Raw genomic sequence first — 19,441 nt, 5'->3', positions numbered from 1 at the left:
CGGGGGTCAGCGGTAGGCGCCCCGGCGGTGGCAGTCGGCGAGATGGTCGTCCACGAGGCCGCACGCCTGCATGAGCGCGTAGGCGGTCGTGGGGCCGACGAACCGGAACCCGTTGCGCTTCAGCTCCTTGGCGAGGGCCTTCGACGCGTCGGTCCACGCCGGGACGTCGGACATGTCCGCGCGGGGCGGGGTGCCGGGGTCGGCGTACCTCCAGGCCGTCGCGGCGAGGCCGCCGGGCAGGTCGAGGGCGGCCCGCGCGTTCGCGACCGCCGCCTCGATCTTCGCCCGGTTCCGGACGATGGACGCGTCCGCCATCAGGCGGTCGACGTCGTCCGGGCCGAACGCGGCGACCTTCGCCATGTCGAAGCCGAGGAACGCGGCGCGGAACCCCTCGCGCTTGCGCAGGATCGTCAGCCACGACAGGCCCGACTGGAACGCCTCCAGGCAGAGCCTCTCGTACAGGCCCTGGTCGTCGCGGACCGGGCGGCCCCACTCCTCGTCGTGGTAGGCGATGTACTCGGGCGTCGACAGGCCCCAGGGGCAGCGGGCGAGGCCGTCCTCGCCCTGGATCGCGGTGCTCACCGCATCTGTCTACAGCACGCCACCGACAGGACCGGTCTCGCCGGTCTCCGGCTCCGGGACGTCGAGGTCCCGCGACTCCTGCTCGCCGGCCTCGAGTTCGCGCAGGTGGTGGTGAAGCTCGTTCACCCGGTGCTCCAGGTCGGCGATGCGGAGGTCGCGCTGGGACAGCTCCGCCGCGAGCCGCCGCACCACCTCGTCGGCGACGTCCGTCTGGTAGCCGATCAGGCTGTGGGGCAGCCGCAGGTACGCGACCTCCATCCCCATGACCGGCCGGTCGTCGGGCAGCGGAGACGGCGGGTGGTCGGGACGGACCGCGGCCAGCTCGCCGCCCCGCCCCATGGCGAGCGCGACGACGGCGCCCAGCACGGCGAGGCCGGCCAGGACGACGACCACCATCACGATCCTGCTCCCCTCTGTCACGCGCCGGGCGGGGACGCGCCGATCGGTGCCGTCCTCGACCGCACCGACCGCGCCATGCCCGACCGCACCGATCGTGCCATGCTTGACCGCATGGGGGTGCACGCACGGTGTCGGTTCGGATGAGACGGTGGCGGTTCAGATGAGCAGGGTCCTGCCACCGGACGCGCCGGTTCCGGACGGGGCCGTGGACGCGGGCACCGCGCCCCCCGCGGACCGCGTGGCGCGGCTCGCCGCCTCAGGGGACGCGGTGCTGGTGACGCTGGAGACCGCCGAGACGGGCCCCGATCCGGGGCTCCTCGCGGCGGCCTCCGTCTACGCGTGGCTGGGCGCGAGCGTGTTCCGCGCGCCCGCCGCGCAGGCGGACGGGCTGCGCCAGGTCCTGGACATGGTGGCGTCCATCAAGGGGGCCCGCCCGCCCGCCGCGACCCGCAGGGGCCTCGCCTAGGACGGGGCGTCAGCCGCGCAGGCGGTGCCAGGGGCCCGTGACGGCGAAGGTCGCGCCGGGGCCGGACTGGCGGTTCGCGAACAGCGTGCGGCCGTCCGGGGAGAACGTCACACCGCAGAACTCGCTGTCGTTGGCGGCGTTGCGGGCGAACGCGAACGGCTGGTTCCGGCGGTTGGTGCCGATGAGGTACTGCTCGCCGTCGCCGTCCTCGGCGAGGATCACGCCGCCGCCGTACGGGGAGACGGTGATGTTGTCCGGCGAGTCGAACCGGCCGCCCGGCTTGAACACGAGCTCCAGCTCGACCGTCCGGGTGCGCGGGCAGTACGTCCAGACCTGGCCGGCGTGGTCGGCGGCGGCACCGGCGCCGGTGTCGGAGTAGCTCGCGACGAAGTACGCCTTGCCGCGGCTCCACCAGGCGCCCTCGAGCTTCTGGCTGCGGGTGATCTGCTCGTCCTCGTACTGCTTGCGGATGGAGGTCTGCTTCGCCGACGGGTCGGCGACCTTCACCCAGGTGGCGCGCAGCCGCGTGCCCGGCTCCTGGACGGCGGACAGGTCCTTGACGCCCGGGACCCGCAGCGCCTCGAGGGTGCCGCCCGCCATGTAGGCGTGGTAGCCGCTGCGGTGGTGGCGGGGCGTGAACCGGTAGAACAGCCCGAACGGCTTCGACGCGTCCTCGGTGAGGTAGCAGATGTTGGTGTGCGGGTCGACGGCGACGGCCTCGTGGGCGAAGCGGCCGAGGCCGGTGAGCGGCTCGGGCCTGGTCCTGCGGCCGGTCGGGTCGACCTCGAAGACCCAGCCGTGGCTCTTCGTCTGGCCCGTGAAGCCCTCGGTCTCCTCGCAGGTCAGCCAGGTGCCCCACGGGGTGCGGCCGCCGGCGCAGTTGACGGCCGTCCCGGCGAGGCTGACGTACTGGGAGACCAGGTCGCCGTCCCGGTCGACCTCGAGCGTGGTGGTGCCGCCGTACGCGGCCGGGTCGTAGGTCCACTCGGGACGGGCGACGGCCTTGGTGCCGCTGCCGCCCTGCTCGTGGTTGCGGACGAGGCGCGTCCGGCCGAGGCGGCCGCCCGGGTAGGTCGCCATGCCGTCGTGCTTGCCGGGGACGACGACGCCGTCGGAGATGGGGTCGCCCTCCACCGACAGGACCTTGTAGGAGAACCCCTTGGGCAGGTCGAGCACGCCCTTGGGGTCGGGGATCAGGGGACCGTACCCGAACGCCTCGCCGGTGTCGGCGCCGGCGGAGGTCTGGAAGATCGAGTCGAGGCTGCCGGCGAGGGCGATGGACAGGGCGCCGGCCGCGCCGCCCTTGACGACCCCGCGACGGGTTACGGACATGGGCACTCCTTGGGCACACGTGATGGAATCGAGCGTGAGCCTGGTCCGCGCCCCTGAACCGGCGGTGAACGGTGCCGTGCGCACCGGGAAACCCCCAGGACAATCTTGGTCCGGGGGGTCACAGCTCCGCTTCGGCGAGGTCCTCGTGGGTGGCCTGGATCTTCGGCTGGGACCGCTCCAGCAGGTCGAAAGCCTCCGTGACGGACGCCGTCCAGCCGATCGCGTCGAAGATCTTCGGACGGACGAACCCCTGCTCGGCGAGCCCTGCCATGAGCTCCTTCAGCGGCGCGTACACCCCGGTCGGGTCGAGGATCACGACCGGTTTCTCGTGCATGCCGAGGACCCGGGCCGTCCAGATCTCGAACAGCTCCTCCAGCGTCCCGATGCCGCCGGGCAGGACGAGGAACGCGTCGCTGCGGGCGTCCATCTCGCCCTTCCGGGACCGCATGTCGGGCGTGACGATCAGTTCGTCGTTGTCCTCGTCGGAGACCTCGACGCTGACGAGGCCCTCGGGGATCACCCCGACGGTCCGGGCGCCGCCGGCCCGCGCCGCCCTGGCGACCGCGCCCATGCACGACACCTGCGCGCCGCCGCTGACGAGGCCGTGGCCGCGCCGGGCGAGCTCGGCCCCGACCTGCGCCGCGAGCTCGACGTGCACCGGGTCGATCCGGCTGCTGGACGCGCAGAACACGCAGACGGCGAGGCCCGTCACTCGGCGTCCGCCCCGCCGTCGGCGGTCGCCTGCTGGGACTGCGCCTCGAGCATCGCCTGCTCCGCCTTGTGGTGGGCGTCCACGATGATCTGGACGGCCTCGGCGGGGTCGTCGGTGACGTGGAAGAGCTCGATGTCGTGCGCGGAGATCTTCCCGGACGGGAGCATCACGGCCTTGACCCAGTCGAGGAGCCCGCCCCAGAACGCGCTCCCCATCAGCACGATCGGGAACCGGGTGATCTTCGTGGTCTGGACGAGGGTGATCGCCTCGAACAGCTCGTCCAGGGTCCCGAAGCCGCCGGGCAGCACGACGAACGCCTGCGAGTACTTCACGAACATCGTCTTGCGGACGAAGAAGTACCGGAACTCCAGGCCGACATCGATGTAGTCGTTCATCTTCTGCTCGAACGGCAGCTCGATGCCGAGGCCGACCGACAGGCCGCCGTTCTCGTCACAGCCCTTGTTCGCCGCCTCCATGATGCCCGGCCCGCCGCCGGTGATCACGGCGTAGCCCGCCCCGTGCAGGCGGGCGCCGATCTCGACGCCGAGCTCGTACTCCTCCGAGCCGGGCTTGGTGCGGGCGCTGCCGAACACGCTGACCGCCTTCGGCAGCTCGGCGAGCAGGCCGAAGCCCTCGACGAACTCGGCCTGGATGCGCAGCACCCGCCACGGGTCGGCGTGCAGCCAGTCGGACGGGCCGCGGCTGTCCAGCAGCCGCTGGTCGGTGGTGGTCTGCGGCAGGGCCCTGCCGCGCAGGGTCGCCGGGCCCTGGCGGTGCGTGCGGTGGTCGCTCTCGGAGGTCATGAGCCCAACCTAGCCCGGCCGCGGCACCGTTTTCACGAGGTGAGCCAGGCCCGCATCCGCCGCTCCGCGTCGATGATCAGCGGGATCTCGGCGTACTCGTCCTTCGTGTGGGCGAGGGTGGGCTCCCCCGGTCCGTAGTTGACGGCGGGGACGCCGATGCCGGAGAAGAACGCGACGTCCGTCCAGCCGAGCTTCGCGCGCACGGCGGCGCCGCTCGCCGCGGCGAACGCGGCGGCGGCCGGGTGGGTGAGGCCGGGCCGGGCGGGCGGCGACATGTCCACGACGGTCACCTCGAAGCCGTCGAAGATTCCCCGAAGGTACGCCTCGGCGTCGGCGGGCGACTTGTCGGGCGCGAACCGGTAGTTCACCGTGACGACGCATTCGTCGGGGATGACGTTCCCCGCGACGCCGCCCCGGACGAACACGGCGTTCAGGCCCTCGTGGAACTCCAGCCCGTCCACGACCGGACGGGTCGGCTCGTAGGCGCGCAGGACGTCCAGGATCGCGCCGGCGGTGTGGATCGCGTTGGACCCCATCCAGGCCCGCGCGCTGTGCGCCCGCTCGCCCTTCGCGGTGACCTCGACGCGCATCGTCCCCTGGCAGCCGCCCTCGATGAGCCCGCCGGTCGGCTCCATCAGGACGGCGAAGTCGCCGGCGAGCAACTCCGGGCGGGCCTCGCTGAGCCTCTTCAGCCCGTTGTGGACCGCCTCGATCTCCTCGCATTCGTAGAACACGAACGTGACGTCGCGTGTGGGCTCCGGAACGGTCGCCGCGAGCCTGAGGGCGACCGCGACGCCGCTCTTCATGTCGGACGTCCCGCACCCGTACAGCCGGTCGCCCTCCACACGGGACGGCAGATTGCCGTTCAGCGGCACGGTGTCGAGGTGCCCGGCCAGGACGACGCGTTCGGCCCGCCCCAGGTCCGTCCGCGCCACGACGTTGTTCCCGACGCGGACCACGCTGAGATGGGGCAGCGCCAGCAGCGCCTCCTCCACGGCGTCGGCGAGACCCTTCTCGTTCTTGCTCACCGACTCGATGTCGACGACCGCGGCCGTCAGGTCCGTCACGTCCGAGAACAGATCAAGGCGCATGGGCACCAAGGCTATCTATCATCGCGTTCGTGGAGATGCCTGCGCTGGAATGCGCCGTCCATTGGGCCCGCCCCGCCGACGGGCCCGAGATGCGCGCCCTGCTGGACGAGCGCGAACGCGACCGCTACGAGAAGTTCCTCCGCGCGGAGGACAAGGCGCGCTTCGTGACGGGCCGCTTCCTCGCGCGCAGCGTCCTGGCCGACCGCACGGGCCTCGCGCCCGACCGGATCCGGTTCACCACGGACTGCCCGCTCTGCGCCGGCACCCACGGCAAGCCCCGCCTGCCGGGCCACGACCTCGACTTCTCCCTGTCCCACTCGGGCGACCGGGTCGTCCTGGTCCTGGTGGAGGGTGCCGAGGTCGGCGTTGACGTGGAGCGCGAGAGCGACCGCGACATCGTCCGCCTCGCGGAGATGGTCCTCACGGAGCCCGAACGCGAGGCCCTCTTCGCGATGCCGGATCGCCGCCGCGGCTTCCACACCTACTGGAGCCGCAAGGAGGCCCTCCTGAAGGCCACCGGCCACGGCCTGGCCGCCCCGATGACCGCGATCCACGTGTCGCCCCCGGACGCCCCCGCGGAGGTCCTGGCCTGGCACGGCGAAGCGGCGGCGGCCGAGGTCCGGCTGGCGGACCTGACACCGGGCCCCGGCTACGCCGCCTCCGCGGCCGTGCTGACCTCCCGGCCGCTGAAGATCACCGAGACTCCCTTGGCCTGAGCCCCGGCCGGCGGCCGGGGGCCGTGCGGCCGGGGCGCCCCGGCGGCACGACCCCCCCCCGCCGGGAGTCAGGTGTTGACGCCGTGGTCGCGGAGGATGTCGTTGAGCTCGGCCTTGTCGTGGCGCCGGCCCTCGTCCAGGCGCTTGAGGATCAGGACGGCCGGGAGGCCGAACGTTCCGCCCTTGAACTCTTTGTAGCGGGTGCCGCCGACGGCGACGCACCAGTCGGGGATGCGGCCGCGGGAGATCTCCTCGCCGGTCTCCACGTCGATGACCGGCATGGACGCCGACAGGTTCGTTCCGGAGCCGACGACCGCGCCCTTGCCGACACGGGCGCCCTCGACGATCATCGAGCGGCTGCCGATCATGGCGCCGTCCTCGATGACGACGGGCTTGGCGTTCGGGGGCTCCAGCACGCCGCCGATGCCGACGCCGCCGGACAGGTGGACGTCCTTGCCGATCTGGGCGCAGGACCCGACGGTCGCCCACGTGTCGACCATCGTGCCGGAGTCGACGTAGGCGCCGATGTTGGTGAACGACGGCATCAGCACGACGCCGGGCGCGAGGTGCGCGCCCCAGCGGGCGATGGCGCCGGGGACGACGCGGACGCCGTCCAGCCGCGACTTGAGCGGGATGCGGTCGTGGTACTGGAAGTCGCCGACCTGCGCGCGCACCATGCCGAGGACCTTGAAGCTCAGCAGGATCGCCCGCTTGGCCCGCTCGTCGACGACGACCTCGTCGGTCGCGGGGTCGATGAAGGCGACGCGGGCCTCGCCGGAGTCGAGCTGGTCGACGGCGGCGACGATCGCGGCGCGGGCGTCCGCGTCGGCGGGGGTCAGGTCGGCGCGCCGCTCCCAGAGCGCGTCGATGTCGCCGGAGATCGGGCTGGTGAACGTTTCGGTCATGGCTCTGGAGCTTACTGGTGGGCATCTGCCGGTACCGTCGTCGCGTGGCTGTTTGGTCGAGGTTGCGGACGCGGGCGGTGGAGCGGTCCGGTGGTGGCCGCCGGTGGCGCTGGGCCGCGGTCGTGTCGGCGGTGGTGATCGTCCTCGGGGTGGGCGGGTACGTCGCGTTCCAGCGCGCCCGCCCGTACCTGCACGGGTCGGCGTGCGAGGTGCGGACGGCGGCGGGCAAGATGCAGCTCAGCCTGGAGCAGGGCGCGAACTCGTCGACGATCGCGGCGGTGGCGTTCCGCAAGCAGCTGCCGGAGCGCGCCGCGGTGATCGCGTACGCGACGGCGATCCAGGAGTCGGACCTGCGGAACCTCGCGGGCGGCGACCGCGACTCGGTCGGCATGTTCCAGCAGCGCCCGTCGCAGGGCTGGGGCACCCCCGCCCAGCTGCGCGACCCCGTCCAGTCCACGAGCAAGTTCTTCGACGCGCTGGTCAAGGTGAAGGACTACCTCGACCGCGATCTGCACGACGCGGCGCAGCGGGTGCAGCGCAGCGCGGACGGCGACGCCTACGCGCAGCACGAGGCGAACGGCCGGCTCCTCGCCCGCGCGTTCACGGGCCGGGAGACGGGCGCGGCGCGCTGCTGGTACCCGCCGAACAAGCGGACGGCGGCGCGTCGCGCGGAGGCGGTCCGGGAGATGCGGCGCGCGTTCGGCGGCCGGCTCCAGGTGGCGGACGCGGGCGGCCACAGCGCCGTCCGGGTGTCGAACGCCCGGTCGGGCTGGGCGGTCGCGGCCTGGGCGATGACGCACGCGCAGGTCTACGGCCTCACCGAGGTCCGCCACGCGGGCCTGCACTGGGAGGCGGACGCGGGCCACGACGGCTGGACGAAGGACCCCGGAGCCCCTTCCGGCCAGGTCGTCCTGCGCTGACCTACATGACCAGATCACCGACGTGGGCCGATTGCCCGGAATGTGTCGGACGCCTCCAGTAAAAAGGAAGGCGTGACGTCGAGATTTCAGGACCCCCTTGAGGACGAGACCTGTCGCGACTTCGTCCTGCCGGCATTGGACCGCGCCGGATGGGACGAAGACCGGATCACCCCCCAATACCCCATCAACCGCGGCCGGATCCGCGCGACGGCCCGGCGCCACCGCCAGGAGCGGCCGCTGAAGGCCGACTACCTGCTCGAGTACTCGGACGGCCTGCCAATCGCCGTCGTCGAGGCCAAACGCTCCCGCCGGGACCCGGCGGACGGCTACGAGCAGGTCAAGCGGTACGCCGAACTGCTCGACGTCCCCTTCGCGTACACGACGAACGGCCGGCGGACGCTGGAGATCGACAACTTCACCGGTCTGGTCACCGAGATCGACGCCTTCCCCAGCCCTGAGGAGCTCTGGACGCGCTACCGGGAGGGCCGCGACCTCACCGACGACAAGCGCACCGCGCTGGCCGCGGCCCGGCTCAACTCCGCCGTGCGCAACTGGGACGGCACCCCCAAAGAGCCGCGCTACTACCAGCGTGTGGCGATCAACCGGACGGTGCAGGCCATCGCCCGCGGCGACAACCGGATCCTGCTCGTCCTCGCCACCGGCACGGGCAAGACCCTCGTCGCCGCGCAGATCGTCGCGAAGCTGTGGAACGCGGAATGGCCCGGCGGCCGCCGGCCCCGCGTCCTGTACCTGGCCGATCGCAACATCCTCATCGACCAGCCGAAGGACGACTATTTCAAGCAGATGTTCGGGGAGGCCGTCCACAAGCTCGGCGGCGGCGACGCCAAGACCGGGCGGAACATCTACCTCGGGCTCTACCAGTCGCTCGACAGCAGCCGCGACGCGGAGAGCCTCTACCGGCAATTCCGACCCGACTACTTCGACCTCGTGATCGTGGACGAATGCCATCGGGGCAGCGCGACCGAGGGCTCGCAGTGGCGCGCGATCCTGGAGTACTTCTCCCCCGCCGTGCAGCTCGGGCTGACCGCCACGCCGATCAGCACCAAGGACGCCGACACCTACCACTACTTCGGTGACCCGATCTACGAGTACTCCCTGGCGCGCGGCATCGAGGACGGCTTCCTGGCGCCCTACCGGGTCCGCAAGGTGCGGCTGAACGTCGACATGACCGGCTGGCGCCCCGACCCCGGGCAGCGCGACCTTCTCGGCCGGGAGATCCCGGACAAGCTCTACGGCCCCAAGGAGTACGAGCGGATCCTGGCCATCCTCGACCGCACCGAGGAGGCCGCCCGTTACCTCACCGAGTACCTGCACCGGACGAACCGGATGGGCAAGACGATCGTGTTCTGCGCGAACAGCGATCACGCCATGCGGATGACGACAGCCCTCCACAACGCCAACGCCGACCTCTCCGCCCGGTACGGCAGCAAGTACGTGGTCCGGATCACTGCGAAGGACGGAGATCCCGGGCGCGAACTCCTGGACGAGTTCAGGGAGGTGGAGACCGAGGTCCCCGTCATCGCGGTGACGTCACGGTTGCTGTCCACAGGTGTGGACGCCCCGACCGTCCGCAACATCGTGCTGTTCCGCGGCATCAAGTCGATGCCGGAGTTCAAGCAGATCATCGGACGCGGCACCCGGCTGTTCCCCGAGGACGGCAAGTTCTCCTTCGACATCATCGACTTCGTGGAGGCGACCCGGCTGTTCAACGACCCCGGGTTCGACGGCCCGCCGATGCGGGTCGTCCGGGACGAGACCGACGAGCAGGGCAGCATCGTCGACTCCGTCAACGAGGACGTGCCCGGCGCGGATGAGGAGTCCGTCGCCGAACCGGGAGACGGCTTCGTGCAGGAGGACGGCGGGTCGCTGCCGCCGCTCGTCACCGACCCCGCCGAGGTGGACGACATCCAGGCGAGCCCGCGCACCTTCTACGTGGACGGCGTCCAGGTGACCCCGTGGGGATCCGCCCTGTACGTATCGGAACCGGGCAGCGGCGGCGGGCTGCGGCTGGTCGAGTCCGAGCAGTTCGTCCGCGGCCAGATCCTGAAACTCGACCTTGAGCCGCATCAGCTCCTCGGGCAGTGGGCCGGCGTGAAGAGCAGGGCGACGCTGCGGGAGAAGCTCGACGAAAGCCACATCACCGCGCAGGACCTCGCGGAGTGGGCGGGACGTCCCGACGCCGACACGATCGACCTGCTGCTGTACCTCGCCTGGGAGCTGCCCCTCCTGTCGCGCTCGGAGCGCGCCCGCCGAGTCGCCACCCGCCACAGGGAGTTTCTCCAGTCGTTCGCGCCCGAGGCCCGCAAGGTGCTCGATAGGGTTCTCGACCTGTACGCGGCTCGCGGCGCGGAGGAGCTGGAGATCCCGGCGTTGCGTTCCGGTGCTTACGCCGACCTGGGCAACATCCTCGAGCTTTCGAAGCGCTTCGGCGGACGCGAACAGCTGGTCGGGGCCTTGGACGAGTTGAACGCCCGCGTCTATGACGCCTCGTGATACTCAAGCTCGACTTTAGTTTCATGCAGGCATCCTGCACGAAACTAAAAATGACTATAAGGATGAAGGGCGATAGGGTGGCTCTGTGCGGCAGCGAGAAGAAGAACCCCGCGCCCGGCTGTGGCGCCGGGCCGCGCAGCAGCGCGGGTACTTCACCGCTGCCCAGGCCCTGGAGGACGGCTACTCCTACCAGTCTCAGCACTTCCATGTGCAGCGCGGCAACTGGACCCGCGTCGACCGTGGCGTCTACCGCTTCCGCGAGTTCGCCGACCTCCCGGCCGACGAGAACGATCACCTGGTCCGCTGGACGCTGTGGAGCCGCGGCCGCGGGGTGGTCTCGCACAGCACCGCCCTGGGCGTGCACGACCTCGGCATCGCGAACCCCGCCGAGATCCACCTGACCGTCCCGCCGGGTTTCCGGCAGCGAGATCCCGCAGTCGTGGTGCATCACGCAGACCTGTCACCAGACGGCATCGAAGAGCGCGAAGGGTTCAGGGTGACGACCCCGGTCCGCGCCATCGCGGAGTCCGCGGCCGACGGCCTCGACCAGGACGCGATCGACTCCGCCGTCGCGGACCTCCTCGACCGGGGCGCCGCAACCCGCGGACAGCTTCTGCGAGCAGCCCAGCATCTTGGCGCACGTGCCGAACTCGCCGTCACTCGGGCCTTCCAGGCGGAACGAGCATGAAGCGGTACAAGACCTCGGTGGATCTCCGGCGCGCGCTCGAAGCGCGCCTCAAGCAGCGCGCCGAGGAGACCGATACCGACCTCAACCGCCTTCGCCGCGTCGCCGTGTTCGACCGCATCGCCGCGCGCCTGTCGGAGGCCGACCAGCGATGGGTGGTCAAGGGAGGCACCTCTCTCGAGTTCCGGCTCGGCGTCCGGGCCCGCGCCACGAAGGACCTCGATCTCGCGCTCCTGGACGGCCCGCTCGACGGTGACGACCTGCGCGACATCCTGATCGAAACACTCGCCGCGGACGCGGACGGCGACGGCTTCGTCTTCACCGTCACGCGGCCCACTCCTCTGGACGCCGACGCGGCCGGACGTCCAGGCTGGCGGTTCTCTGTGGAGAGCTCGCTGGCCGGCCGCACATTCGCCCAGATCCGTCTGGACGTCGTCCTGCGGGCGGAGGAACTGGCGGCCACGGAGCGGATCACACTGCCCGGCGTGCTGTCCTTCGCCGACATCCCACCGCGCACGATCGAGTCCGTCGACCGGCGCCAGCACTTCGCGGAGAAGCTGCACGCACTCACCCGGGACTACGGCGTCCGGCCGAACACCCGCGTCAAGGACCTGGTCGATATCGTCCTGCTGATCGAGGACGGCCTCCCAGCCGACAAAGCGCTGATGGACGTGGTGCGCCACGTGTTCGCCGTCCGAGCCACCCATCCCGTACCGGTGGACATCCCCGCACCTCCGCCCATGTGGGCTACGGACTATCCGAAGCTCGCCGAGGACCTCACTCTCACCGAGCCGGAGCTCGCCCCCGCGCTCGACCTGCTCGGCTCCTTCTGGGCGCGAGCACTCACCACGGAAACGGAAACCTGAACGACATGGCGAAGGCGAAGAAGCAGGACACCAGCTCCCGCGCAAGGCTCGGCGCGGTCATCAAGTCGGCGCGGGACATCATGCGCAAGGACGCCGGCCTCAACGGCGACCTGGACCGGCTGCCCCTGCTGTCCTGGCTGCTGTTCCTGCGCGCCTTCGACGCCTTGGAGCAAGAACGCGAGTTCACCGAGGACGACCACTACCGGCCCGCCATCGAACCCGAGTACCAGTGGCGTACCTGGGCGGACAACGAGGACTTCACCGGCGCGGATCTCCTCAAGTTCGTCAATGACGAACTGCTCCCGTACTTGAGCGGGCTCAAGAGCGCCGAGAAGGGCGACCCGCGCAACGTGCTCGGCCAGGTCTTCGACGGCGTCCAGAACCGCATGGCGTCCGGGTACCTCTTCCGCGACCTGGTCAACCAGATACGGAAGATCGACTTCACGTCCAGCGACGACATCCACACGATGGCGTACCTGTACGAATCGCTCCTCAAGGAGGTTCGGGACGCGGCCGGCGACTCCGGCGAGTTCTACACTCCCCGCCCGGTCATCCGCTTCATGGTCGAGCAGACGTTCCTGGAACTCGGCGAGTCCATTCTTGACCCGGCCTGCGGCACCGGAGGCTTCCTCGTCGAGGCCTACACGGAGCTGTCGAAAGGCAAGAAGCTAGGCATCGTCCACGAGACGAACCTGTGGCGGAACTTGCGCGGCATCGAGAAGAAGCCGCTGCCGTACCTGCTGTGCATGATGAACTTGATCTTGCATGGAGTGACGGAGCCCAGCATTCTGCACGCCAACGCGCTGCAGCTCATGCGGGACGAGACGGGACCCAGCAGCCAGGTACACGTCATCCTCACCAACCCGCCCTTCGGCGGAGAGGAGGAGGCGTCGATCGCGAAGTCGTTCCCCCAGGGCTATCAGACCCGTGAGACGGCTTGGCTGTTCCTCCACGAAGTGATTCGCAAGCTGAAGCCGAACGGCCGCTGCGCGATCGTCCTTCCCAACGGCGCTCTCTTCGGCGAAGGCATCGGAACGAAGCTCCGGAAGAAGCTCCTGGAAGAGTGCAACCTGCACACTGTCGTGCGTCTTCCCCAGGGCATTTTCGCTCCCTACACCCAGATTCCCGCCAACCTGCTGTTCTTCGAGAAGACCGGCCCCACCAAGGAGACCTGGTTCTACCAGATCGACCCGCCCGAGGGCTACAAGGGCTACGCGAAGACCAGGCCCATGCGCTACGAGGAATTCGCAGAATGTGCCGACTGGTGGGGCGGCAAGGACCGCGCCGACCGCGCAGAGACCGACAACGCGTGGCGTGTACCGATCGCAGACATCGTCTCCGCCGAGTACAATCTCGACGTCCCAAGACCCAACACTGATGATGACCTTTCACATCGGCCGCCAGCAGAACTTCTCAAAGAAATGATCGCAACTGAACGCGAGATCTTGGAGTTGCTCGTCTCTCTGCAGGGTGACATGGAGTCTGAGCGATGAAGCTGCCTGAACGCCCGCTCGGCGACGCCATCCGACTCGCCTCGACCAGTGTGACAGTGCTGCCAGACGAGGAATACCGGATCGCCGGCATCTACAGCTTTGGTCGGGGCCTGATAAAGAGGCCTACGATTCGGGGCACGGAAACGTCATACTCAACACTCACACGCCTGCAATCCGGGCAGTTGGCGATGAGCAAGCTTAACGCCTGGGAAGGCGCGATCACCTTAGTTCCTGAAGAGTTTTCCGGTGCTCATGTCTCTCCTGAATACCCAGTTTTTGACATTAACGAGGAGATTGCCGAACCATCCTACATCGCACACCTCGCCAGTTGGCCCACGTTGTGGGACCGCCTTACCCCACGTGGTTCAATGGTACGCAGGAAGCGGACCACTCCCTCAGCACTCATGGGAACCATCGTCCCCATGCCGGATCTGGACGAGCAGCGCCGCATCGCCACCCGACTGGATACAGCGTTCGCCAAGGTCAGCGAAGTCGAAGAGGCGCAAGCCTGTCGCACCAAGTTGAGCAGTGCCTTCGCAGAATCAACCATTAGTAGCGCACTAGAACAGGCGAACACTTCGGCAAAGGTTGGCGACATTATGACATTGACCCGCCGACCTGTTTCACCCAATCTCAATGAAGACTACCGGGAGATTGGAATACGCTCCTTTGGGCGAGGAGTTTTTCACAAGGAACCCCTGAAGGGTGAGACTCTCGGCAATAAAAGGGTGTTCGCAATCAAGCCCGGCGATCTGCTCTTCAGTAATGTGTTTGCCTGGGAAGGCGCGGTGGCGTTGGCGGGAGAATCAGAGGAAGGATTTATCGGCAGCCATCGTTTTATGACCTATCGGGTCAACGAAACGGTCGCCGATTCCTCATATCTGCGCCACTATTTCACCTGCCGACATGGGCTCGAGGTGATCCGGCGCGCTTCCCCGGGATCCGCTGGTCGCAACCGAACGCTCGGCATCAAGAATTTTGAGTCACAACTCATCCCACTGCCCAAATTGGAGATCCAGCAAGAAACGGGCCGCAGGCTCGATGAGATCAGCAATGGACTTTCCTTCGCCAGCAGCGCTGATATCACCAATTCCCTTCGTCCATCGCTGCTGAATACCGCATTTGATGGGCGACTCTGAATAACCCAAAGTAGCCACGACCGTCACGTGATCGTCGCTTCTGATCTGTCAATTAAAGCGAACGGAGTTGGACGAGCATCGACTGGTATGCGATGGGCGCAATACAAAGAACCGATCCATTTGGGTCCTTGGAGTCCCGGATCGACACGCTGGTCGGTGTCGCGGCAAGCTCGACGCACTCGCCACCAGATCCGCCGCTGTAGCTACTCTTGCGCCACCGCCATTCATCCGCGCGTGCAATTTTCAAGATTACCCCTCACAAATGCTGCGCAGCAGGCGCCGCGCCTCCGGAAGGGTGAGCGCGAAAACCGGGCCTTCCGAGTCCTTGGAGTCACGAACCAGGACACGACCCGGCAGCGCGGCGAGCTCAACGCATTCGCCGCCCATGCCATCGCTGTAGCTGCTCTTACGCCACAACAGAACCGACTGACCCACCTGATTCACGGGTGTACACCTCACGCGCTCGGCTCATGAACTCGATGGATTCGCCCCGACTGAGGGCCTCCCCCATCACTGTGTTGAAATGTACCCCGGCCGTGAAGGTCTCGTCTCGCTTCTCGGTCATGGAACTGATGGCTCCCGACTCCACGTAGATGAGGTCCGGCCCCTTCTCGAAGCTCAGCACAATGAAGCCGCCTGCCAAGACGGCGGGCGTGACCCGGGTGAAGGGCATGATCAAGATTCGGACGTTGGGCAGCCGGGCCATGCTGATGAGGTGGTCGATCTGGGCCGCCATGACCACCGGCCCGCCGACCGGGCGGCGGAGCGTCGACTCGTCCAGGACGAACAGGGCCTCCAGCGGTTTCGCGCGCTTGAAGATCGCCTGCCTCTCGATCCGGACGGCGACGCGGGCGTCCAGGGTCTCCGCCGGTTCGCTTTCGTCCATGATGCCTCGTGCGTAAGCCTCGGTCTGAAGGAGACCGGGCACGATCTGGGCCGCAACGCACCGTATGCCGATGGCCTTTGCTTCCCGCACGCGGTAGTTGTCGAAGCTCGGACGAAGCGCGCGGCGCTGGCCGGCGCGGCGGAGGGCGGTGTGGATGCGGCGGAAGTGGCCGTCGTCCTCCTCCCAGCCGTCCGTCTTGAAGTAGGTGTCGAGGTCGAGCGCGACCTGTTCGGGGACGGGCTTGTCGGACTGTTCGAGCTGGCACACCCACTGCGGGGTGCAGCCGAGGGCCTTGGCGAGGTGGTTCATCGAGAGGTTCGCGCGCTGGCGGAGGCGGCGCAGCTCCGCGCCGAAGTGGGTTCGGAGGACGTCCGGGTCGGTGTCGTGATCGGGGCGGGTCACGTGAACCTCCGGCACTCGGTTGACGGGGGGCCGAACTGGTTGATGGCCGGTTGATGGAGCTTCGTAGCCGAGCGTAATCGCCGCCGAGCAGGCTGTCCCTCGATTCGAGAAGGCCGCTGACGTACCGGCCTCGGAAGGGACACGACTCCATGAAGAACACGGCGACGACGCGGATCGAGCAGGACTACCCCGGATGGCTGGTGTGGTTGTCGGCGCGCGGCGAGCACTGGGGCGCGGTGAGGCGGGACATGAAGTCCGACCTGCCGCGCACGATCATTGCCGACTCCGAGGACGAGCTGCGGGAAGCCCTGGCCCGCGAGCCGGTGTCCGCCGAGCCGAGCACGTGAACTCGCTCGCCGACCTCCGCCACTGGATCCCGGGATCGCAGCTCTGGTACGGCCCCTACACCGGATCGTGGTGGGCGTACCTGCCGGGCCGTCCCGGCCGTCTGATCGAGGCTGCCACGCCGGACGAACTGCTGAGGAGGCTCGCGCCGCTGGCAGCGTCCATTCAGAGCACCCGGGCCCAGTCGGTCTCGGTCAGGACGAGGTGGCCGATGAACCGGAGCCCAACCGTCTCGGCTCCCTCACACAGCAGGCGGGTCACCTGAATATCGGCCGCACTCGGCTCAAGGCGTCCGCTGGGGTGGTTGTGGGCGACACCGAAGCGCACCCCGCCGACCGCGAGCACGGTGCTCAGTACGTCCCGTACCGGGATCAGGCTGCGGTCGGCGGCGCCCTCGGTCAGCGGCACGACGCGCAGGACGCCCCCGTTCCCGTCGCAGGCGACCACCACGACCCGCTCATGCCGCAAGCCGCACAGGAACGGCGCGGCCACGGCGGCCAGATCGGCAGAACCGCAAATCGTGCGCCGCTCTGTTCCGCGGGTCGCTCGGCGTGCGAGCTCGAACGCCGCCGCGACCCTGGCCGCCTTGGCCGGCCCGACACCCGGCAGCGTCTTCAGGACGTGCGGATCGGTCCGGGCCAGGGCGGCCAGCCCACCCCTGGCGTCGATCAGCACCGCCGCGAGCTCGATCGCGTCCCGTCCGGGCAGGCCCGCCCCCAGAACGAGGGCGAGCAGTTCCCGCTCCGACAGCGCCTCCACCCCCAGCCGCAGCAGGCGCTCCCGCGGCCGATCTCCCTCAGCCAGATCCTTGACGCGCATCAGCACCTCCGCCCTCAGGAGAGCAGGCGGCACCGACAAAGGAGCGCAGACGTGCAAGGGCGCCGGTCGACCAGAGCCGGATCGTGGCGACATCGTCGCGGTAACGCTGAACGGAAGACCCCTCTTGGGGATCGGTGCTCAGTCGTCGGTGTCGGTGTCCATAATCTCGACTGCCTCCAGGTGGCGGGCCACCTCAGGGTCGAGAGGCGTGGCAGGCCGGCCGGTCACGCGTCCGCCCTGAGCGAGCTCCAGTGCCCATGCCAGGATCGTGTCGCCACGAGCGGCCAGGAAGGACTGATAGTCGCCGGCCATCGCGGCGTCGAATGCCTGCGGCGAGATCAGGAGGCTGTCGAGGCGGGCACGGATCTCCTCTTCGCCGCTGAAGTCGATCTCGTCCTGGAGGTAGGCCGCCGGCGGCTGGTCGCTGACGGCCCGGTTGCTGATCGACGTCAGCATGACGATGTTCAGCAGCGAGTTCGCCCGCTCCAGGGCGAAGCCGCCCCGTGTGAGCCACGCCTTGGGGAAGAAGTGGTGATACTCCATGTCGTTGGACTGGGCAAGCGCGCGCCCGGCATCGATCTTCTGCCCGGTGCGCAGATCTCGCGGACCCGCCGCCGCGAGCATGAGGGCGAACGCCTTCGTCCTGCTGGAGTCCCTTCGGTATTGCTGAGCGAACCAGTACCTGCTGCTGAGCGCCGGAGCGTCGACCTCGATGGCCTTCGTCGCACCTTGTGTGAAGGCGATGACGGCGGCAAGGTCGTCGGCCATCTTCCGAGCGTTCCAGCCTTCGTAGTAGCCGCTCAGCGCGGTCTTCCAGAACCAGCTGCGGAGCGCGGCGAACTGGTGGGCATTCGGCTTCGGGAGCCGCCGGAAGATCTCGATGACGACGGCGAGCTGGTTCGGGTAGGGCAGCGCCTCGGCCGTCGGCGTGCCGATCTCCGTCGTCAGGAAGTCGACCGCTCGCCGTGCCGCGTCCTCGGTGGCCGCGATGGCGGCCGGCAGAGCCGCAGGGTCCAGGTTGGGCAAGTTCTCGATGTCCCTCGTCGCGAATCCAAGCCCGGCTGCCGCAGCGATGGAACGCAGCAAGAGCTTGCGCTCGATATGGCCGTAGTGCTTGCGCGCCAGGGCCTCGCGGACACGATCGATGGCGTCGAGGAGGTCGAAGTCGTCCCGCCACGTGGCAGCGCGGACGAACTCGATCGTGGTGAGCGGAGTGCCTCGGGTGTTCACCCGTTCGAAGATGCGTCCCACCTCGGTGAACGATGTCGCTTCGAGGGTGACGACCGCGACCTCGTACTTCGTGAACCGGTTGAACAGCACGCGCGCCCTTTCCTGCTGCTCTCTGGGCAGCTCCATGACGCGCTGGAAGAAGTCCGATGGTTCTACCAGGAATCGGAGAGGGATCTGGTGCTTCGGCGCGTCGTCCAGGTCATGCCGATGCAGAAAACGCTCTTCCTGCAGGTCGTACACTAGATTCCAGTAGCTTTCCGGGTCGCCGTGCGGCTCCCAGTACAGGGCACCGCAAATCGTCGATAGACGTTGGCAGCCGTCGAGCAGGTAAGCCGGCTCGTCCTTCCCTTCATAGACGTCGACATCGAGGCCGGCAATGCTCCTTTCACTCGCAAGGTCGAGCGGGCTGCGCCATAGGAGGAGACTGCCGATGGGATAGTTGCGCGCTATCGATCCAGCAGATCGAGCACCTGGGTGCGAGACCACACGAATTCCCGCTGGAACTTCGGAAGTTTGATCCGACCTGCACGGACACGCTCTGCGAGTCCCGTGATCGGTTCCGGTACCGGCCTGTGCTCCCGTTCCTGTGAACTCTTCGCCACGTGGTCCCCGATGTCTTCGATTCCGACCTTTACCACCATTCTGGCATCCAGATCGTCCACGATCGGTGGCTTTGAGGAATTCAGGGGGTGAGGGCGCCGCGTCCGATGGGGCGGGCGCCCTCGTTCGCGGGGCGGCCGCAGTGGGCGCAGACGACGACGGGGTCCAGCCGTTCCCCGCAGACGTGGATCCAGCGGACGGGCGGGTCGGCGGTGTTGAGGTGCCGGTCGCCCCATTTCATGAGCACGGTGAGGACGTCGCTGAGCTCCCGCCCCTTGGCGGTGAGGTGGTACTCGTACCGGGGCGGGTGCTCGCTGTAGGGCTCGCGGCGGACGATGCCCGCCTCCTCCAGCTTGCGGAGCCGGGTGGTGAGGATGTCGCGGGCCGCGCCGGTGTTGCGGACGATGCCGTCGAAGCGCCGGACGCCGTAGAGCAGCTCCCGGATGATCAGCAGCGTCCAGCGCTCGCCGACGACCTGGAGGGTGTCGGCGACCGAGCATTCCCTTGGTGCGACGCCCTTCGCCATGCCCCCAGGG

Annotated in this window: 22 protein-coding genes; 9 read left to right on the top strand and 13 right to left on the bottom strand. The window is 68.7% G+C overall.

Features of this window, described 5'->3' with window-relative positions; all coding sequences use genetic code 11:
* Positions 1-6: 6 nt before the first annotated feature.
* Both IE99_RS0120255 and IE99_RS30530 read right to left on the bottom strand, forming a co-directional pair.
* Entirely contained in the window at positions 7-582 is a 576-nt protein-coding gene (locus IE99_RS0120255; RefSeq protein ID WP_030173016.1) for a DNA-3-methyladenine glycosylase I, read from the bottom strand.
* A gap of 9 nt (positions 583-591) precedes the next feature.
* The gene (locus IE99_RS30530) at positions 592-981 is read right to left on the bottom strand and encodes a hypothetical protein (protein ID WP_157610408.1); all 390 of its coding nucleotides are present in this window, start codon (positions 979-981) and stop codon (positions 592-594) included.
* Positions 982-1,141: 160 nt separating this feature from the next.
* Between IE99_RS30530 and IE99_RS0120245 the strand changes: the two genes are divergently transcribed.
* Positions 1,142-1,447, top strand: a complete 306-nt coding sequence (locus IE99_RS0120245; RefSeq protein WP_051712878.1) for a hypothetical protein — start codon at positions 1,142-1,144, stop codon at positions 1,445-1,447.
* Between the two features lie 9 nt (positions 1,448-1,456).
* Here the strand turns inward: IE99_RS0120245 and IE99_RS0120240 are convergent, their stop codons facing one another.
* The 4 genes from IE99_RS0120240 to dapE all read right to left on the bottom strand — a co-directional run bounded on the left by IE99_RS0120240 (position 1,457) and on the right by dapE (position 5,385).
* On the bottom strand, positions 1,457-2,779 hold the full coding sequence (locus tag IE99_RS0120240) for an alkaline phosphatase PhoX (RefSeq protein ID WP_030173010.1): 1,323 nt from the start codon (positions 2,777-2,779) through the stop codon (positions 1,457-1,459).
* A gap of 118 nt (positions 2,780-2,897) precedes the next feature.
* Positions 2,898-3,491: an LOG family protein gene (locus IE99_RS0120235; RefSeq protein ID WP_030173008.1), complete on the bottom strand. Its 594-nt coding sequence runs from the start codon at positions 3,489-3,491 to the stop codon at positions 2,898-2,900.
* Positions 3,488-4,294, bottom strand: coding sequence for an LOG family protein (locus tag IE99_RS0120230; RefSeq protein WP_030173006.1), 807 nt, complete (start codon positions 4,292-4,294; stop codon positions 3,488-3,490). The genes IE99_RS0120235 and IE99_RS0120230 overlap by 4 nt, the downstream gene beginning before the upstream one ends.
* Positions 4,295-4,326: 32 nt before the next feature.
* The gene (gene dapE, locus IE99_RS0120225; protein WP_030173003.1) at positions 4,327-5,385 is read right to left on the bottom strand and encodes a succinyl-diaminopimelate desuccinylase; all 1,059 of its coding nucleotides are present in this window, start codon (positions 5,383-5,385) and stop codon (positions 4,327-4,329) included.
* 35 nt (positions 5,386-5,420) lie between these two features.
* On the opposite strand from dapE, the gene IE99_RS0120220 reads away from it, so the two are divergent.
* Positions 5,421-6,101 (top strand): 4'-phosphopantetheinyl transferase family protein, encoded by a 681-nt coding sequence (locus tag IE99_RS0120220; RefSeq protein WP_030173000.1) that lies wholly within the window; start codon positions 5,421-5,423, stop codon positions 6,099-6,101.
* A gap of 68 nt (positions 6,102-6,169) precedes the next feature.
* On the opposite strand, the gene IE99_RS0120215 is transcribed toward IE99_RS0120220, so the two are convergent.
* Positions 6,170-7,006 (bottom strand): 2,3,4,5-tetrahydropyridine-2,6-dicarboxylate N-succinyltransferase, encoded by an 837-nt coding sequence (locus tag IE99_RS0120215; protein ID WP_030172997.1) that lies wholly within the window; start codon positions 7,004-7,006, stop codon positions 6,170-6,172.
* Positions 7,007-7,050: 44 nt separating this feature from the next.
* On the opposite strand from IE99_RS0120215, the gene IE99_RS0120210 reads away from it, so the two are divergent.
* The 6 genes from IE99_RS0120210 (at position 7,051) to IE99_RS31365 (ending at position 14,623) form a co-directional block, all read left to right on the top strand.
* Complete coding sequence (locus tag IE99_RS0120210) at positions 7,051-7,926, top strand: hypothetical protein (RefSeq protein ID WP_245623282.1); 876 nt, start codon at positions 7,051-7,053, stop codon at positions 7,924-7,926.
* 72 nt (positions 7,927-7,998) lie between these two features.
* Positions 7,999-10,440 carry an EcoAI/FtnUII family type I restriction enzme subunit R gene (hsdR, locus tag IE99_RS0120205; RefSeq protein ID WP_030172991.1) on the top strand — a complete coding sequence of 814 codons (2,442 nt, stop codon included), beginning with the start codon at positions 7,999-8,001 and terminating at the stop codon, positions 10,438-10,440.
* Positions 10,441-10,525: 85 nt separating this feature from the next.
* On the top strand, positions 10,526-11,128 hold the full coding sequence (locus IE99_RS0120200) for a type IV toxin-antitoxin system AbiEi family antitoxin domain-containing protein (RefSeq protein WP_030172988.1): 603 nt from the start codon (positions 10,526-10,528) through the stop codon (positions 11,126-11,128).
* A complete protein-coding gene (locus IE99_RS0120195; protein ID WP_037559774.1) occupies positions 11,125-11,991 on the top strand; it encodes a nucleotidyl transferase AbiEii/AbiGii toxin family protein in 867 nt (288 codons plus the stop codon). Before IE99_RS0120200 ends, IE99_RS0120195 begins: the two co-directional genes overlap by 4 nt.
* A 5-nt stretch (positions 11,992-11,996) precedes the next feature.
* Positions 11,997-13,484, top strand: coding sequence for an HsdM family class I SAM-dependent methyltransferase (locus IE99_RS0120190; RefSeq protein ID WP_030172982.1), 1,488 nt, complete (start codon positions 11,997-11,999; stop codon positions 13,482-13,484).
* Positions 13,481-14,623 (top strand): restriction endonuclease subunit S, encoded by a 1,143-nt coding sequence (locus IE99_RS31365; protein WP_084219700.1) that lies wholly within the window; start codon positions 13,481-13,483, stop codon positions 14,621-14,623. The genes IE99_RS0120190 and IE99_RS31365 overlap by 4 nt, the downstream gene beginning before the upstream one ends.
* A 52-nt stretch (positions 14,624-14,675) precedes the next feature.
* On the opposite strand, the gene IE99_RS31360 is transcribed toward IE99_RS31365, so the two are convergent.
* The 3 genes from IE99_RS31360 to IE99_RS0120185 are packed head-to-tail and all read right to left on the bottom strand — an operon-like array spanning position 14,676 to position 15,911.
* Entirely contained in the window at positions 14,676-14,870 is a 195-nt protein-coding gene (locus IE99_RS31360) for a DUF397 domain-containing protein (RefSeq protein WP_245623281.1), read from the bottom strand.
* Between the two features lie 2 nt (positions 14,871-14,872).
* Complete coding sequence (locus IE99_RS31355) at positions 14,873-15,010, bottom strand: DUF397 domain-containing protein (RefSeq protein WP_084219699.1); 138 nt, start codon at positions 15,008-15,010, stop codon at positions 14,873-14,875.
* A 19-nt stretch (positions 15,011-15,029) separates the two neighbouring features.
* Positions 15,030-15,911 carry a helix-turn-helix domain-containing protein gene (locus tag IE99_RS0120185; protein ID WP_030172979.1) on the bottom strand — a complete coding sequence of 294 codons (882 nt, stop codon included), beginning with the start codon at positions 15,909-15,911 and terminating at the stop codon, positions 15,030-15,032.
* 149 nt (positions 15,912-16,060) lie between these two features.
* On the opposite strand from IE99_RS0120185, the gene IE99_RS0120180 reads away from it, so the two are divergent.
* A complete protein-coding gene (locus IE99_RS0120180; protein ID WP_030172976.1) occupies positions 16,061-16,258 on the top strand; it encodes a hypothetical protein in 198 nt (65 codons plus the stop codon).
* Positions 16,259-16,421: 163 nt separating this feature from the next.
* Here IE99_RS0120180 and IE99_RS0120175 read toward each other — a convergent pair whose 3' ends face one another.
* The 3 genes from IE99_RS0120175 to IE99_RS0120165 form a co-directional block, all read right to left on the bottom strand.
* A complete protein-coding gene (locus IE99_RS0120175) occupies positions 16,422-17,075 on the bottom strand; it encodes a JAB domain-containing protein (protein ID WP_030172973.1) in 654 nt (217 codons plus the stop codon).
* Positions 17,076-17,213: 138 nt separating this feature from the next.
* Entirely contained in the window at positions 17,214-18,791 is a 1,578-nt protein-coding gene (locus IE99_RS29505; RefSeq protein ID WP_169744458.1) for a GmrSD restriction endonuclease domain-containing protein, read from the bottom strand.
* A 196-nt stretch (positions 18,792-18,987) separates the two neighbouring features.
* A complete protein-coding gene (locus IE99_RS0120165; RefSeq protein WP_030172970.1) occupies positions 18,988-19,431 on the bottom strand; it encodes a winged helix-turn-helix transcriptional regulator in 444 nt (147 codons plus the stop codon).
* Between the last annotated feature and the right edge of the window lie 10 nt (positions 19,432-19,441).

It is taken from the genome of Spirillospora albida, assembly GCF_000718255.1.
Taxonomy (GTDB): Bacteria; Actinomycetota; Actinomycetes; order Streptosporangiales; family Streptosporangiaceae; genus Spirillospora; species Spirillospora albida.
This window is presented reverse-complemented; position numbering and strand designations above follow the sequence as displayed.

Excerpts from the sequence above, each read along its gene's own strand:
- IE99_RS31355 (WP_084219699.1), bottom strand. The coding sequence starts at position 15,010 with ATGGGCGGCGAATGCGTTGAGCTCGCCGCGCTGCCGGGTCGTGTCCTG.
- IE99_RS0120245 (WP_051712878.1), top strand. The coding sequence starts at position 1,142 with ATGAGCAGGGTCCTGCCACCGGACGCGCCGGTTCCGGACGGGGCCGTG.
- IE99_RS31365 (WP_084219700.1), top strand. The coding sequence starts at position 13,481 with ATGAAGCTGCCTGAACGCCCGCTCGGCGACGCCATCCGACTCGCCTCG.
- IE99_RS0120190 (WP_030172982.1), top strand. The coding sequence starts at position 11,997 with ATGGCGAAGGCGAAGAAGCAGGACACCAGCTCCCGCGCAAGGCTCGGC.
- dapE (WP_030173003.1), bottom strand. The coding sequence starts at position 5,385 with ATGCGCCTTGATCTGTTCTCGGACGTGACGGACCTGACGGCCGCGGTC.
- IE99_RS0120240 (WP_030173010.1), bottom strand. The coding sequence starts at position 2,779 with ATGTCCGTAACCCGTCGCGGGGTCGTCAAGGGCGGCGCGGCCGGCGCC.
- IE99_RS0120175 (WP_030172973.1), bottom strand. The coding sequence starts at position 17,075 with ATGCGCGTCAAGGATCTGGCTGAGGGAGATCGGCCGCGGGAGCGCCTG.
- IE99_RS0120165 (WP_030172970.1), bottom strand. The coding sequence starts at position 19,431 with ATGGCGAAGGGCGTCGCACCAAGGGAATGCTCGGTCGCCGACACCCTC.
- IE99_RS0120220 (WP_030173000.1), top strand. The coding sequence starts at position 5,421 with ATGCCTGCGCTGGAATGCGCCGTCCATTGGGCCCGCCCCGCCGACGGG.
- IE99_RS0120180 (WP_030172976.1), top strand. The coding sequence starts at position 16,061 with ATGAAGAACACGGCGACGACGCGGATCGAGCAGGACTACCCCGGATGG.
- IE99_RS0120230 (WP_030173006.1), bottom strand. The coding sequence starts at position 4,294 with ATGACCTCCGAGAGCGACCACCGCACGCACCGCCAGGGCCCGGCGACC.
- IE99_RS0120215 (WP_030172997.1), bottom strand. The coding sequence starts at position 7,006 with ATGACCGAAACGTTCACCAGCCCGATCTCCGGCGACATCGACGCGCTC.
- IE99_RS0120195 (WP_037559774.1), top strand. The coding sequence starts at position 11,125 with ATGAAGCGGTACAAGACCTCGGTGGATCTCCGGCGCGCGCTCGAAGCG.